This is a genomic window from Bifidobacterium tibiigranuli, assembly GCF_009371885.1.
GTDB lineage: Bacteria > Actinomycetota > Actinomycetes > Actinomycetales > Bifidobacteriaceae > Bifidobacterium > Bifidobacterium tibiigranuli.
Map to the genome: position 1 here is coordinate 134,454 of NZ_QLZA01000004.1, position 13,885 is coordinate 148,338.

10 protein-coding genes and 1 tRNA gene are annotated in these 13,885 nt (G+C 60.0%); 9 read left to right on the plus strand and 2 right to left on the minus strand.

What is annotated here, in order from left to right; genetic code table 11:
- Position 1 precedes the first annotated feature (1 nt).
- On the plus strand, positions 2-1,543 hold the full coding sequence (locus DDF78_RS04690; protein ID WP_162000699.1) for an inositol monophosphatase family protein: 1,542 nt from the start codon (positions 2-4) through the stop codon (positions 1,541-1,543).
- A 231-nt stretch (positions 1,544-1,774) separates the two neighbouring features.
- On the opposite strand, the gene DDF78_RS04695 is transcribed toward DDF78_RS04690, so the two are convergent.
- Positions 1,775-2,776 (minus strand): NAD(P)-dependent oxidoreductase, encoded by a 1,002-nt coding sequence (locus tag DDF78_RS04695; RefSeq protein WP_162000700.1) that lies wholly within the window; start codon positions 2,774-2,776, stop codon positions 1,775-1,777.
- Positions 2,777-3,009: 233 nt separating this feature from the next.
- On the opposite strand from DDF78_RS04695, the gene DDF78_RS04700 reads away from it, so the two are divergent.
- From DDF78_RS04700 to DDF78_RS04730, 7 genes are all read left to right on the plus strand, one after another.
- A tRNA-Lys gene (locus DDF78_RS04700) sits at positions 3,010-3,082 on the plus strand.
- Positions 3,083-3,386: 304 nt separating this feature from the next.
- Positions 3,387-4,385, plus strand: a complete 999-nt coding sequence (locus DDF78_RS04705) for a virulence RhuM family protein/type II toxin-antitoxin system death-on-curing family toxin (RefSeq protein ID WP_152580589.1) — start codon at positions 3,387-3,389, stop codon at positions 4,383-4,385.
- Between the two features lie 207 nt (positions 4,386-4,592).
- Entirely contained in the window at positions 4,593-6,173 is a 1,581-nt protein-coding gene (locus DDF78_RS04710; RefSeq protein ID WP_152580590.1) for a dicarboxylate/amino acid:cation symporter, read from the plus strand.
- A gap of 448 nt (positions 6,174-6,621) precedes the next feature.
- Entirely contained in the window at positions 6,622-6,840 is a 219-nt protein-coding gene (locus DDF78_RS11970) for a ribbon-helix-helix domain-containing protein (RefSeq protein WP_202613210.1), read from the plus strand.
- 361 nt (positions 6,841-7,201) lie between these two features.
- On the plus strand, positions 7,202-7,846 hold the full coding sequence (locus DDF78_RS04720) for a hypothetical protein (RefSeq protein ID WP_152580661.1): 645 nt from the start codon (positions 7,202-7,204) through the stop codon (positions 7,844-7,846).
- A gap of 161 nt (positions 7,847-8,007) precedes the next feature.
- Complete coding sequence (gene rpsO, locus DDF78_RS04725; RefSeq protein WP_152580591.1) at positions 8,008-8,277, plus strand: 30S ribosomal protein S15; 270 nt, start codon at positions 8,008-8,010, stop codon at positions 8,275-8,277.
- A gap of 544 nt (positions 8,278-8,821) precedes the next feature.
- Positions 8,822-11,431: a polyribonucleotide nucleotidyltransferase gene (locus DDF78_RS04730; protein ID WP_152580592.1), complete on the plus strand. Its 2,610-nt coding sequence runs from the start codon at positions 8,822-8,824 to the stop codon at positions 11,429-11,431.
- Between the two features lie 220 nt (positions 11,432-11,651).
- Here DDF78_RS04730 and DDF78_RS04735 read toward each other — a convergent pair whose 3' ends face one another.
- Entirely contained in the window at positions 11,652-12,872 is a 1,221-nt protein-coding gene (locus DDF78_RS04735) for a trans-sulfuration enzyme family protein (RefSeq protein ID WP_152580593.1), read from the minus strand.
- A 256-nt stretch (positions 12,873-13,128) separates the two neighbouring features.
- Here DDF78_RS04735 and DDF78_RS04740 point away from each other — a divergent pair, with 256 nt between their 5' ends.
- Entirely contained in the window at positions 13,129-13,707 is a 579-nt protein-coding gene (locus DDF78_RS04740) for a LemA family protein (RefSeq protein WP_152580594.1), read from the plus strand.
- Positions 13,708-13,885: the final 178 nt, after the last annotated feature.

A 13,885-nucleotide genomic window follows, 5' to 3' on the forward strand; every position in this document is an offset into this window, starting at 1 on the left:
CATGGGCATGCGATTTGCAGCTCACCGCGGCGTAGTAAATGTGGATGCGGGAATCAGAGAGAACACGCTGGCTTCATTCAGGGCGGCTGTTGAGGCAAAAGCCGATTTGGTCGAACTTGACGTGCGGCTGACTGCGGACGGGAGCGTTGTAGTGCTTCATGACCCCGATATGCTCAGGGTATGGGGAGATCCTCGGCGCATCGACTCCGTAACTTTGCGCGAGCTGCGTGACGGATGGGGTGATGCTGACCAGCGCATACCGACTTTGGAAGAGGTGCTGACCGCCGTTCACGGCAGCGGTTCACGTCTGCTCATCGACATGGACGACGAGGCGTTCGCGGCTCCCGCGCTCGATGTCGTGATGCGCTGTGGAATGGGACGTGAAGTGGAATGGTGCGGCGCGCTCGAAGCGATGCGCATCATCCGCGGAGCTGATGCCGATGCCATCATATGGATGCCGTGGAGCGAGGCAGAGCTTCCATTCCTCGAAGACGTCGAGACGCTGCGCCCGCAGGTGCTCAATGCCCCGCATCTCGCTGTGGGGCCGGACCTGGTCGAACGAGCGCATGAGCTCGGGCTGGAGGTGTGCTGCTGGACTGTCGACGATGAGGTGCAGGCGCGCCATCTGGCAGGTATCGGTGTGGACGGCATTACCAGCAACCGCCTTGCTGCGATCCGCGAATCAGCGCATTCCTTCGACGTGGATCATGAGGAAAACGAATCCGAACGGGATGAACGAGCATTTGCCGTCGCCAGACTGATCGCGCAGGATGCAGCCGAACTCGTACGCGAGAGCGCAGACGAATACCGCACCCATGTGCACGGCAAGGCGACTCCTGCGGACCTGGTCACGGATTTGGACGGGCTGATCGAACGGCTGGTGCGCCAGGCGCTGCGTGCGCAATTCCCCGAGATTCCGATCGTAGGGGAGGAGATGGGCGGAGACGAGCCCGAATGCGGAGACTGCTGGTTCCTTGACCCGCTGGACGGTTCGATCAACTACGCGAATGGGCTGCCGTGGTTCAGCTTCTCGCTGGCGCTGGTGCGCGACGGTTCGGAGCCGATCGTCGGCGCTGTGATCGATCCCATCGGATGGCGTGTGATTACGGCGCGGCGCGGCTACGGCGCATGGGCAGAAGGACAGCGTGTGACGATTCCCGAGCGCGCGATTGATGCCAGCGACCCGCTTCAGGGCACGGTTGTCGCCGTGGAATTGGACAACCAATCCGCATGGCGTGGCCTGAATGGAATCTTCGGGAGACTTTCCGAGCGATACTGTACGCTGCGGGTGCCTGGCAGCGGCACGGCGAGCGTATTCGGTATTGCGTTGGGTCGCGGCGTGGGCACGCTGATCGGGCATTTCGGCCCTGTCGACCATTTCGCCGGGGTGCTGATTGTGCATGAGGCTGGTGGCGTGATCATGGATATGTCTGGCCGCGAGACGCTGAACCCTAGGAATTCGGGCTTCCTTGCGTCCAGAGATCGCCGGTGCGCCGGTGCGCTTGCGCAAGTCTGGCATGAGGCTTTGTCGGAGCTTGAATGATGCCGGTGTCGGTGCAATGGCCGCGTCGCCGGCAGTGGTGGTGCTGGTGTCTGGTCTTTGCATGACGCGCCCAAGACCCCATACGCAAGTCGTCCATTGCCAATGTGAGGCGATGGAATTGCGCCATTCGTCAAAGCTAACCAGTGACTTGCGCACAGCATTCCGGGCGCGTCGTTCCGGCGGGCCCGTGGGTGAACGGGCTCAAGAGCCGCTTACGTCATGCTGAGCCGTCTATGCCACGAGGTTCGTTGGCGTGCCGTCGTGCAGATAAGCACGGATATTGCCGAACGCCTCGTGCAGGCGTTTGCCGAGCGCCTCGTCGGTAGCATATCCGATATGCGGCGTGAGCATCATATGCGGGGAGTGCAGCAGGGGATCGTCGGCGGGCAGAGGCGGCTCCTCGTCGAACACGTCGATGCCCGCCCCGGCGATTCGCCCGGCGTTCAGTGCCTCGGCGAGCGCCGCATTGTCAACGACCGGCCCGCGGGCCGTGTTAATCAACACCGCGTTCGGCTTCATCAGGCCGATGAGCTGCCTGCTGACCAGATGCGCCGTCTGCGGCGTGGAGCTCACATGCACGGTGATGATGTCCGCCTGACGCATCACATCGTCCAGCGGCAGAAATTCGATGCCTTCGATGTCGCGCGGCGTGCGGTTCCATGCCACAATCCGCGCCCCGAACACCTGGGCCAATTCCGCCACGCGGCGGCCGATATTGCCAGTGCCGATGATGCCGAAGGTCTTGCCCGCAATTTCGTTCCGGCGCAGCCCCTCGCTGGTTTGTGCCGAACGCGCGGCGATATCATTGGCCTTCACCTCACGCAGGAGCGCCAGCGTAAGCAGCATGACAAGCTCGGCCACGGCCTCGTTCGAATAGCCCGGGCAGTTGCTCACGGTGATGCCGTGCTCGCGGCAGTAGTCGAGGTCGATATGATCGAACCCAACAAAGGCCACCGCGATGGTGCGCAGCTTCGGGCAGTGTTCCAGCACGGAGCTGCGCAAGGGGAGATTCGTCACGACCAGAGCCTCGGCGTCCTTGGCGCGCTCAATGAGTTCGTCGTCATTGGTGGGCCGCGTGTCGTAGGAGCGCACCGTGACGCCTTTCGGCAGCGTGTCAAGCTCGGCCTGCAGCGCGGCCTCTGGCACTCCTAGCGGCTCCAGAATCGAGATAACTGTGTCCGAGGTAGCAGTGTCTGATGCAGCGTTGTCTGCATCGTTCAGGTCAATCGCCATATTCCATCCCCATCGCATCCGAAGGCAGCTTTTCAACCACAGTGTACGCTTCACCGTATTCCATTTTTATATTCCTTATTCCTGCATATTCTTGTACCTTGCGCTTTCGAGCCGTATTCCATGCTGAACAGAGCGGCCGAACAAACCGTTGAATAAGTCGCTGAATAAACCACCGAATGTGACGCAACGCCGTATTTGTTTTGTCCGTCAGCCGCGTGTATCGTTAAAGAGTTGCCCCTTTAGCTCAACGGTTAGAGCAGCGTCCTTTTAAGTCGTGGGTTGTGGGTTCGAATCCCACAGGGGGCACAATGTTATGCTGGCAGCGAACGCCTACTGCCGTAACGGTTTTGTTGCATCAAATACATGGATTGGGACCGCTGGTGCTTGTCATACCCAGAGCCACGCCGACAGTCCCATATGCGTTGGTGGGCTCTGGTAGGGTTGAATTATTCCGTACGGAATAAGTCTTGTCGAAGGCACTTAAGGGAGCGCATGCGGAGTTTGCATGCTGATGTTAGAATGATCGATGGCTAGTGACTGAATAATAATGGGTTTGGACGCTTTCGACAGCAAACGAATACGTTGATGCATCGATGCGAAGGGCCTACCCATGAATAACTTCACGAACAACCAACCATCCGGGCAGATTGTGCTCTATCAGGGCGACGATGGCTCGCCGGCCATCAGCGTGCGGCTGGAGAATGACACTGTATGGGTGACACAAGCCCAGTTAGTAGAGCTCTTTAAGAGTTCCAAGGCGAACATCAGCGAACACGTCGCTAACATATTCGCGGAAGGGGAACTAACATCCGAAGCAACTGTTCGGAATTTCCGAACAGTTCGTCAGGAGGGGCATCGCAAGGTAACGCGAACACTTACCTACTACAACCTCGACCTCATTCTCTCCGTGGGCTACCGGGTGAAAAGCGCCACCGCTACACGTTTTCGCATCTGGGCTACAGGCAGGCTTAAGGATTATCTGGTCAAAGGCTATGCGCTCAACCAGCAGCGCTTGGATCAGATTGGCCAGGTGGTGCAAATTCTGGGACGCTCAACGGATGAGCTGATCGCCGGCTCGGCCGATGTGCTGGCCGCTTACCTGCCTGGATTGGAGCTGCTGCGCGACTACGACGAGGGCCGAATCGCCACGTCGCCGCACGAGGTTCCCGGTTGGACGTTGACAATCAACGAAGCGCGCGAGATCATCGCTGGGCTCAAGCAGGCATTTCCAGACGATGATTTGCTGGGCAATGAGCGTGGCGATAGGTTGCAGGCGGTGGTTGAGGCGATTTACCAGAGCTTCGCGGGGCAGGATCTCTACCCAACCGTGGAGGAGAAGGCCGCGAATCTGCTATATCTGACGGTCAAGGACCACCCGCTTATCGATGGCAACAAGCGTAGCGCCGCTGCTCTCTTCGTCACGTTCCTCGCCAAGAACGGCGTCCTCGACGATGCCGAAGGGCGTCCGGGCATCACCAGCAATGCGTTGGCGGCGTTGACGTTGATGGTTTCCATGAGCGATCCCAAAGAGAAAGACGTCATGATTGCCCTGCTGATTCGCATGATCAGCAAAGACGGTAAGAACAGCGAGGAAGGTGCGCAGCAGTAGGTGCGCAGAACTGGACAATATTTTCATATAGAATTTCGGGAATTCTGTATGCTGTTTCGACATGCGATTAACCCGCATAACCCCCTATAACTAACGGCGATAGCCTGGCGGTGGCGTTTGGCAGCAACTCGTTTTAGAGTGGGTGCAGTTTTGCAGAACGTGCAGAATAATCGCAGATTTGGCAAAATTGCCAAAAGGGGAGTGATCATGTCGGATTTGGCATGGAACTGGGTGGCTTTGGCGGTCACCGTTGTGCTGTTTGCAGGCTTGGCGTGGCTGAGCCGCAGGCGGCATGTGAATTTCAGCATCAGAGTGATTGTGGCGACGGCGCTAGGCATCGTGGTCGGCGTGGCGTTCAAAGAGCATGTGGAGTTTGTCGCGGTGTTCGGCGAGGTGTGGGCGCATGCGATCAGCGCGATTGTGGTGCCGCTGCTCGTATTCAGCGTGATTTCGAGCATCACCGGACTGGGGGAGTCGGTCAGGCTGCGCAGCATCGGCTTGAAGACCGTGTTCTTCCTGCTGCTCAATACCTTTACCGCGGCTACAATCACCTTGGGCCTGGCGATAGTATTCAAGGTCGGTTCGGGCTTCAGCGGCGCGCAGCCGGCCGGCGCGCATCACAAGGTGGTTCCCGGCGTGCTTGATACGCTGGTTGGCCTGTTCCCCTCGAATTTCGTGCTCAACTGGTCGCAGAACCAAGTGGTTCCCATCGTCATCTTCGCACTGATTCTGGCCATCGCATTCAACGAGGCATCCCGCACGAAGCGCGGCGCGCAGGCGGTGCAGCCGTTTAAGGTCATCGCTGATGCCGGCAATGTCGTGCTGTCGAAGGCCACTCAGATCATCGTGGGCTTCACGCCGTATGCGACGCTGTCGCTGATTGCCGCTGCGGTGAGCAATAGCGTGGTTTCGGCGCTTGTGCCGCTGGTTTCGGTGCTGGTCGTTGCCTACATCGCCTTGATTCTGCAGCTGTTCATCGTTCAGCCAGTGATTCTGAGCGCTGCGGCGCACCTCAACCCGATTCATTTCTTCAAGGCCTTCGGACCTGCCGGCGTCGTCGCCTTCACTTCGGAAAGCAGCATCGGCACCATTCCGGTCACGGTCCGCCAGCTCAAGCGCGGCGGCGTTCCGGACGATGTCGCCTCATTCGTCGCCAGCCTGGGCGCCAATCTCGGCATGCCGGGATGCGCCGGTGTATGGCCGGTGCTGCTCGCCGTGTTCGCGGTGAACGCGCAAGGTCTGAACTACTCCTTCGGGCAGTATCTGCTGCTGATCGTCCTGGCGCTGCTGGTGTCCATCGGCACGGTCGGCGTGCCGGGCACCGCAACAGTGACCGCGACCGCATTATTCGCCTCGGCAGGTCTTCCCGTGTCTTTCATCGCCGTCACCCAGCCGATTTCGCAGATCGTGGACATGGGCCGCACCGCGGTCAACGTCGCAGGAGCCGCGAACACGGCCTTCATCGTCGCCGCCTCCGAACATGAGCTCGACAAGGACCTGTACTACCAGCGCAAGCTCTGGGATGACGAAGACGATCTCGGCAGCCAGCCAGTTGCATCGGCTGCCGAGCCCAATGACCAGGCTGTTTCCATTCCTGTTGCTGCTGCTGTCTCAGCCGCTGATTCTGGCGCATCCGGTGAGCCGTCCGCAAATGCGGCTGCGGCATCTTCTGCCGCAGCTCCCGCTTCGAATTCAGTCAATCTGCTGTCGCTGTCGCCCAGCGCCGCGCTTGAGGGCACCGGCGGAGAAGCCTGTGGCGTGTCCGACCACGGATCCTCGAAGCAGTAGGAGCCGCGCAGCATCGCGCAATTGTTCATTTGGCCGTCCGAAGCAATGACATGCTGCGGACGGCCATTGTATGTTCGGCATGATTGAAATGCATGTGTATGCCACGCGTATGCCATCTATTAAGCAGATTTCGTGTGCGACTGCTGCGACAAGGCCTTGCGAATCTTGTTCCCGCATATAAAGATTGGCGGAATTTCAAGGATTATGCGAAGAGTGCGATGAGTACATACTTTTGTATGTGCTGAATAGACGAAAAAGTGCTGAATAGATGTTCGCGAGGGTATGCGCCCTTGGCAAAGCCGGATTTTTCGGGTTTTCCATGTATTAAGCACTTTTTTCGTCTATTAGGCACTTCGCAAAGTAGACCCCAAATTGGGCATTTGTTATTTTGGCGGAATACCGCCATTCTTGAGGATCTGCGCGTGGGCGTTTGCACGTATGAGACCGCATGATTCTCTCGAATCTGCTTAATAGATTCGAGAGAAACCACTATGCGTGCGATTCAGGTGCTCAATATCCGTCTGCACTGTCTGTGCCGCTCAGCGTGCAACTGCCTGAATGGCTTATTGAGGTGCTTGATCGTGAGGCCCGCCGCATGGGCATTAGTCGGCAGACCGTCATGAAAGTCTGGCTCACTGAACGGGCCGACGCTAAACAAGGCAGCTGATTTTCTGACGACACTTCTGACGACACTTCTGGCGACGATTCTGGCGCGGATGGCAGCTCCCGACGCGCATGGCGTCGAAGGGATGCGGCGGGCGTATCGTTGCAATACAATTGGTGCAGAATAACAATGAGGGGGCGGCATGGCGGATCGGATTGCTGACGGCGTGGAATCCGAGCGAACCGTTATGGCGCAAACGGACGACGCTGCTGGTGCCTCGGATGCTGTAGATATCGCTCGCAACGCTGACACGACGGCTGCCTCGGCCGACACCCACACGGGCAACGCTGCAAATGCCCAGACCCCGCAGACCGCCCAGCCCCAAGTCCCGCCAACTCCCCAGCCGGTCGGCGACAACACCGCCATCGAGATTATCGACGGCGCTATCGCCACGGTCGACGTGTCCAAGCATCCGGTGGCTTCGATACCCGAATCCGATCTTTCCCTTGCCGACATCGAGCGCAGCCGCTCCCGGCCCTTGCAGTGGAGCGTGTACGGTGTCCTCGTCCTGATCGCGCTGATTGCGCCGTACTGGCTGGGGCGCACATTTGCGGTGAATCGGACCGCATGGCTGGTGGAGCATCTGAGCCTGCTCAACGTGCGAGGTGTGGCATTCGTCTCGTGGACGGTCACGCTGCTCGCCGTTACCGGGCTTGGGCTCATGATCGTCGACGTGCGTAAATGGCTGTGGCGCACCGTATTCGTCATCGGTCTGGCTGCCGAGCAGTTCATCGCCGGTCTGTGCCTGCTCAGGCTCAACTTCTGGTATTCGACCTACGTGGTGTATGGCAAATCGGCTGGTCTGGCGAACGCCGCGAACCTCGGCATCATCGCCGCCGGCTTCGGCCTGGCCGTCTTCGCCGTGCTCTGGGTCGGGCTGCTGGTGCTGGTCAGGAAGGATTCGCCGCTCAACGTGCTCACTCGCAGCTGGGCCTCGTTCATCATGTTCTTCGTGATCGAACTGATCGCCCTGGCCATTGTGCTCGGTGCGCTGCTGAACATGTTCTAGACGCATATGCTCAGCATATGTTCAACATATATCCAGCGTTTCCTGCGCCGCCCAGTCGCAGGCTATTCGTACAATAGTCGATTGGCGTGTTTCGCCCGCGGATACAGAGCGCTTGCAGCATTGGGTTGCAGGCACCGCGCAGTGATTACAAGGAGGATACCGTGGCACTTACGGTTGAAGACAAGCAGGGTATTATTTCGCAGTATGCGACGCACGAAGGCGACACGGGTTCCCCCGAGGTCCAGGTCGCGCTGCTCACCAAGCGCATCAACGACCTGACTGAGCATCTCAAGGAGCACAAGCACGATCACCATTCGCGTCGTGGTCTGCTGCTGATGGTCGGCGATCGTCGTCGTCTGCTTGACTATCTCAAGCGCGTTGACATCGATCGTTACCGTTCCCTGATCGAGCGACTCGGCTTGCGCCGATAGTCAACTGTTGCCCGGGCGACTTGTCGTCCGGGCGTTTTTGCATCGCGGACATGTGCGGCGCAGCGTCAGAACCGCGCTGCAGGTGATATAACTCAAGACGATCTAACTCGATACAACTTGATATAACTGAAGATGACGGCAGCCGGATGCGAGTCGCGCGGTGAACAGCAGTGGACAGTGGTGGACAAGGCGCGGAAGCATTCGTGAAGGTGTGGCGAGAAGCAATGCAGCGTGCATGTGAAGAAACATGAAACGTCGCAAAACGCAAACCATGAGGCATGGCGAAACGCAAGCTCACAGGATTTTCGGCTGAAGCGTGCAACTGCGACCGCAAGCAATAGGCAAATGGTGCGCAGTAGCAGACGAAGGCCGACGAGAATAACAGAACAGCACAATACTCAAGACATAAGTGAACAATGAGATCCGAATGAGGATGCGCGGCCAGGTATGCCGCGTCGGATTGGGCGCATGGGCGCCAAGCAAACGGATTGGCTTATTTGGTTATGTTGCGTAGGAAATAGAAACAAAACAGAAGGAGGAACCCGTGGAGGGTCCCGAAATCAAGGCCGCTGAGGCCGTTATTGACAATGGTTCATTTGGCAAGCGCACATTGCGCTTCGAGACGGGTCGCTTGGCCCAGCAGGCGGACGGCGCAGTAGCCGCCTACCTCGACGACGATTCGATGGTGCTTTCCACCACGACCGCCGGATCCAGCCCCAAGGAGAACTACGACTTCTTCCCGCTGACCGTCGACGTCGAAGAGAAGATGTACGCCGCGGGCAAGATCCCCGGCTCGTTCTTCCGCCGTGAAGGCCGCCCGTCGACTGAGGCCATCCTGGCCTGCCGCATCATCGATCGCCCGCTGCGCCCCCTGTTCCCGCACACGCTGCGCAACGAGGTGCAGGTTGTGGAGACCGTGCTCGCCGTCAATCCTGACGACGCCTATGACATGATCGCGCTGAACGCCGCTTCGGCATCCACGCTGATCTCCGGCCTGCCCTTCGGTGGCCCGGTCTCCGGCGTGCGCCTGGCGCTCGTCGACGGTCAGTGGGTCGCCTTCCCGCGTTGGAGCGAGCGCGATCGCGCCGTCTTCGAGATCGTGGTCGCAGGCCGCGTCATCGAGAACGGTGACGTTGCCATCGCCATGATCGAGGCCGGCGCCGGCAAGAACGCCTGGACCCTCATCTATGACGAGGGCCAGACCAAGCCCGATGAAGAGGTTGTCGCCGGCGGTCTGGAAGCCGCGAAGCCCTTCATCAAGGCGATTTGCGAGGCGCAGAACGAGCTGAAGGCTCAGGTCTCCAAGGAGGCCAAGGACTTCCCGCTCTTCCCGGAGTACACCGACGCGCTGTATGCGCGCATCGACGAAATCGCGCACGAGCAGCTCAACGAAGCGCTTTCCATCGCGGAGAAGCTGCCGCGTCAGGAGCGTCTGCATGAGATCAAGAACTCCGTGCGCGAAGCGCTCACCGGTGAGTTCACCGAGATGGATCCGGCCGAGAAGGACAAGGAGCTGGGCAACGCCTTCAAGGAGCTGCAGCGCCAGATCGTACGCCGTCGCATCCTGACCGAGGACTACCGCATCGACGGCCGCGGCCTGCGCGACATCCGCACGCTGTCCGCCGAGGTCGACATCGTGCCGCGCGTCCACGGCTCCGCGCTCTTCCAGCGCGGCGAGACCCAGATTCTGGGCGTCACGACGCTGAACATGCTCAAGATGGAGCAGCAGATCGACGCCATCTCCGGCCCGCAGACCAAGCGCTACATGCACAATTACGAAATGCCGCCATATTCGACCGGTGAGACCGGCCGCGTCGGCTCGCCCAAGCGCCGCGAGGTCGGCCATGGTGCGCTCGCCGAGAAGGCGCTGGTGCCGGTGCTTCCCGATCGCGAGGAGTTCCCCTACGCCATCCGCCAGGTCTCCGAGGCCATTGGCTCCAACGGCTCCACTTCGATGGGCTCCGTGTGCGCCTCGACCATGTCGCTGCTTGCCTCCGGTGTGCCGCTCAAGGCCCCGGTCGCGGGCATCGCGATGGGTCTGGTCTCCGGTGACGTCGACGGACAGCACATCTTCAAGACGCTGACCGACATCCTGGGCGCGGAAGACGCCTTCGGCGACATGGACTTCAAGGTGGCGGGAACCTCCGAGTTCATCACCGCCCTGCAGCTCGACACCAAACTCGACGGCATCCCCGCCGACGTGCTGGCCTCGGCGCTGAACCAGGCCAAGGAAGCCCGCACGACGATCCTCGAGGTCATCAACGAGTGCATCGACTGCCCGGCCGAGATGAGCCCGACTGCGCCGCGCATCATCACTACGACTGTCCCGGTCGACAAGATCGGCGAGATCATCGGACCCAAGGGCAAGATGATCAACCAGATTCAGGAAGACACCGGCGCCAACATCGCCATCGAGGATGACGGCACGGTCTACATCTCCTCCGAAGGCGGCGAAGCTGCTGAGAAGGCGAAGGGCATCATCGATTCCATCGCTAACCCGCATGTGCCGCAAGCCGGCGAAACTTTCAACGGCAAGGTCGTCAAGACGACGAGCTTTGGCGCGTTCGTGAACCTGACGCCTGGCACCGACGGCCTGCTGCATATCTCGCAGATCCGCAACCTGACTGACGGCGAGCGCGTTGAAGCGGTCGAGGACGTGCTCAAGGAAGGCGACACCGTTGAGGTGATCGTGCAGAGCGTCGACGATCGCGGCAAGATCTCACTGGCCATCCCCGGCTTCGAAAGCCAGGAATCCTCGGCTCCGCGCCGTTCGCGCGACGATCGTGACGACCGCCGTGGCGGCCGCGACGACCGTGGATACCGTGGGCACCGCGATGACCGCGACTACGATGACCGTCCGCGCCGTTCGCATGACGACCGTGGGGATCGCGGCGACCGCTATGAGCGTCGTGACGATCGCCATGATGACCGTCACGAGGACCGCGGTGGCTATGGCGACCGTCCGCGTCGTTCGCATGACGATCGCTCGGATCGTGATGATCGCCGTGGCGGCTACCGTGGTGGCCGTCGCAACGACCGCAACCCGCGCTACGCCGCCGACGATCACTACGACGAGTACAGCGCCGACCGCGCCGAGCGTTCAGAGCGTCCGCGCCGCCGCGTGCGTCGCGATTTCGATCCCTTCGAGGACTGATCATCCGACTGATTGTCGAGACACTGAGCTGTTGAAACACTGAGCTGATCTGAGTCGAATCGACTCGATAAGCGCAGCTTTACAACACGAGAGGCCCGCCCTGGCTATGAACCGGGGCGGGCCTCTCGTATGCTCTCGCGGCCAGCACTCTCTGTATAAGTTAAGCAGACTGCTTGTCGGACGATGGTCAGCGAATGATACACGGAGTGTGGGCGTACCTCTACAGCCCTGCCTCAGCCAGCGCGTGATCGGTGTCGCGAATGAGGTCATCGGTGTCTTCCAGTCCTACGGCCAGGCGGAAGAAGCCGCGATGAAACTCCTGCGGGTAGAGATACTGGCGCTCGTCGTCCTCGCCGAGGAACACGATAAGGCTTTCGTCATGGCCGAGCGAGACGGCCGAGGTGATTACGTTGAGCTTGGAGACGAAGCGGTTGTGCCCGTCGTGGTCGGTGTCAAGGCCAAAGGCGAGCACGCCGCCGAAGCCCGCATCGGGCCGGGCGAGCTGCCGTGCCGCCACCTCGTGATGCGGGTGCGATTCCAGCCCGGGGTAGGCGACGAACCGCACCTGCGGCAATGATTCCAGATGCCTAGCGACGGCCAGCGCGGAGGCGTTGTGCTGCCTCATGCGCAGCGGCAGCGTCACCGAGCCGCGATTGATGAGCCAGGCGTTGAACGGCGAGATGATGCCTCCGTAATTCACCTGATACGTGAAGCGAATCTGGTCGGTGATCTCCTTGCGCGTGGCGATAGCACCGCCGAGCGCATCGCCGTGGCCGTTGACGTACTTCGTGAGGCTTTCGATCACGATGTCCGCGCCAAGGTCGGCTGGGCGCACATTGAACGGCGAATTGAAGGTGTTGTCGACGCTGAGGAGCGCGCCTGCCTCATGCGCGATCGTCGCGGCGGCCTCAATATCGGTCACCTTGAGCGTGGGGTTGGCGGGCGTTTCGATATGCACGAGCTTCGTGTTCGGTCTGATGGCTTTTGCGATGTTGCGTGCATCGGAGGAATCGACGATGGAGGTTTCGATGCCATATTTCTCTGGCAATATCTGATTGAGCAGTCGGTATGCGGCGACATACGTCGTATCGGAGAAGACCGCGTGATCGCCGCGATTCAGCACCGTGGTGAAGGTGGCGGCGAGCGCAGCCACGCCGGAGGCGAGCACGACCGCGTCCTCGGTGCCTTCGAGGTTTGCGAGCTTCGCCTCAAGGTAGCGCTGGTTGGGATGGCCGTTGCGGGCATACAGGTTCGTGTCCGAGCTGGACCAGTTGATGTCGGAAGGATCGTAGGGTAGCGCGTAGGCGTTCGCCAGTGTGATCGGCCGGCGAATCGCCCCGGTTTCGGCGTCCACACCGTTGCCGAGATGGATGGATTTGGTCGCGAAGCCAAGCGGCGTGCCGTCGAAGGATTCGCCATGATGCACGAGATCTGAAGTCATAGCCCCAGTCTGCCAGCATCGGGCCGTTCTCGCATGTTCGGTGGAATCCCCGAAAACGCGCGCTGAAGCCGTTTGATAACCGCTCATAGAAAGAAGCGAATAGCCATAGTCGCATTCATAGTCGCATTCACAGTCATATTCGCAGCCATATTCACGGCGCGTTGCGTTGCGGTCGGTCGCTTTCTGCGCGTGCTGCGAAACCACCATCCTTGCCCTTTGCAAGAATGGAAAGGCAAGCAAACGTAAAGGAGCGAATATGAGTGTCGGACTTATTGTTCTTATCATCGTCATCGTGCTCGTCGTCGGCCTGGTGCTGTGGGGCATGGGCGCCTATAACGCGTTGGTCGCGCTGCGCAACCGCGTCGGCAACGGCTGGGCGCAGATCGATGTGCAGCTCAAGCAGCGCGCCGATCTGATCCCCAATCTTGTCGAAACCGTCAAGGGTTACGCCACGCACGAGTCCGAGGTCTTCACCCAGGTGACGCAGGCCCGCGCCAAGGCCCTGTCGGTGGCCAGCGACCCCAGCGCTACCACAGCTGACCGCGCACAGGCAGAGAATGCGCTCTCGCGCACGCTGGTCAACCTTCAAGCCACCGCCGAGGCCTATCCGCAACTGCAGGCCAACCAGAACTTCATGGATCTGCAAGGCCAGCTCAGCGCGCTTGAGCAGAAGATCGCCTACGCGCGCCAGTTCTACAACGACGTCGTGCTCAAATACAACACGAAGATCGAAACAGTGCCCAGCAACATCATCGCCGGGATGTTCCACTTCACGCAGGCGCAGTACTTCCAGACCGACGAAGCTGACCGGCAGGTTCCGCAGGTCAAGTTCTGAGCGGTTAAGGTTTGGGCGGCCAGATTCGAGCATCCTGAGTTGCGTGCCTCTGCGCAAAGCGGTCGACTCGCGCGGTCAGGCAGCTTTGTGCAGCTTCAAGTCGTGACCAATGTTGATGCTGTCAGCGTGATTTCCAGCCAGCGTCAAACAGTGCCAGCGTCAACCATAGATTGCCGAG

What these genes read in the sequence shown, in the direction of transcription:
- DDF78_RS04740 (WP_152580594.1), top strand. Translation starts at nt 13,129, where the DNA reads ATGAGTGTCGGACTTATTGTTCTTATCATCGTCATCGTGCTCGTCGTC.
- DDF78_RS04690 (WP_162000699.1), top strand. Translation starts at nt 2, where the DNA reads ATGGGCATGCGATTTGCAGCTCACCGCGGCGTAGTAAATGTGGATGCG.
- DDF78_RS04695 (WP_162000700.1), bottom strand. Translation starts at nt 2,776, where the DNA reads ATGGCGATTGACCTGAACGATGCAGACAACGCTGCATCAGACACTGCT.
- DDF78_RS04705 (WP_152580589.1), top strand. Translation starts at nt 3,387, where the DNA reads ATGAATAACTTCACGAACAACCAACCATCCGGGCAGATTGTGCTCTAT.
- DDF78_RS04735 (WP_152580593.1), bottom strand. Translation starts at nt 12,872, where the DNA reads ATGACTTCAGATCTCGTGCATCATGGCGAATCCTTCGACGGCACGCCG.
- DDF78_RS04710 (WP_152580590.1), top strand. Translation starts at nt 4,593, where the DNA reads ATGTCGGATTTGGCATGGAACTGGGTGGCTTTGGCGGTCACCGTTGTG.
- DDF78_RS11970 (WP_202613210.1), top strand. Translation starts at nt 6,622, where the DNA reads ATGATTCTCTCGAATCTGCTTAATAGATTCGAGAGAAACCACTATGCG.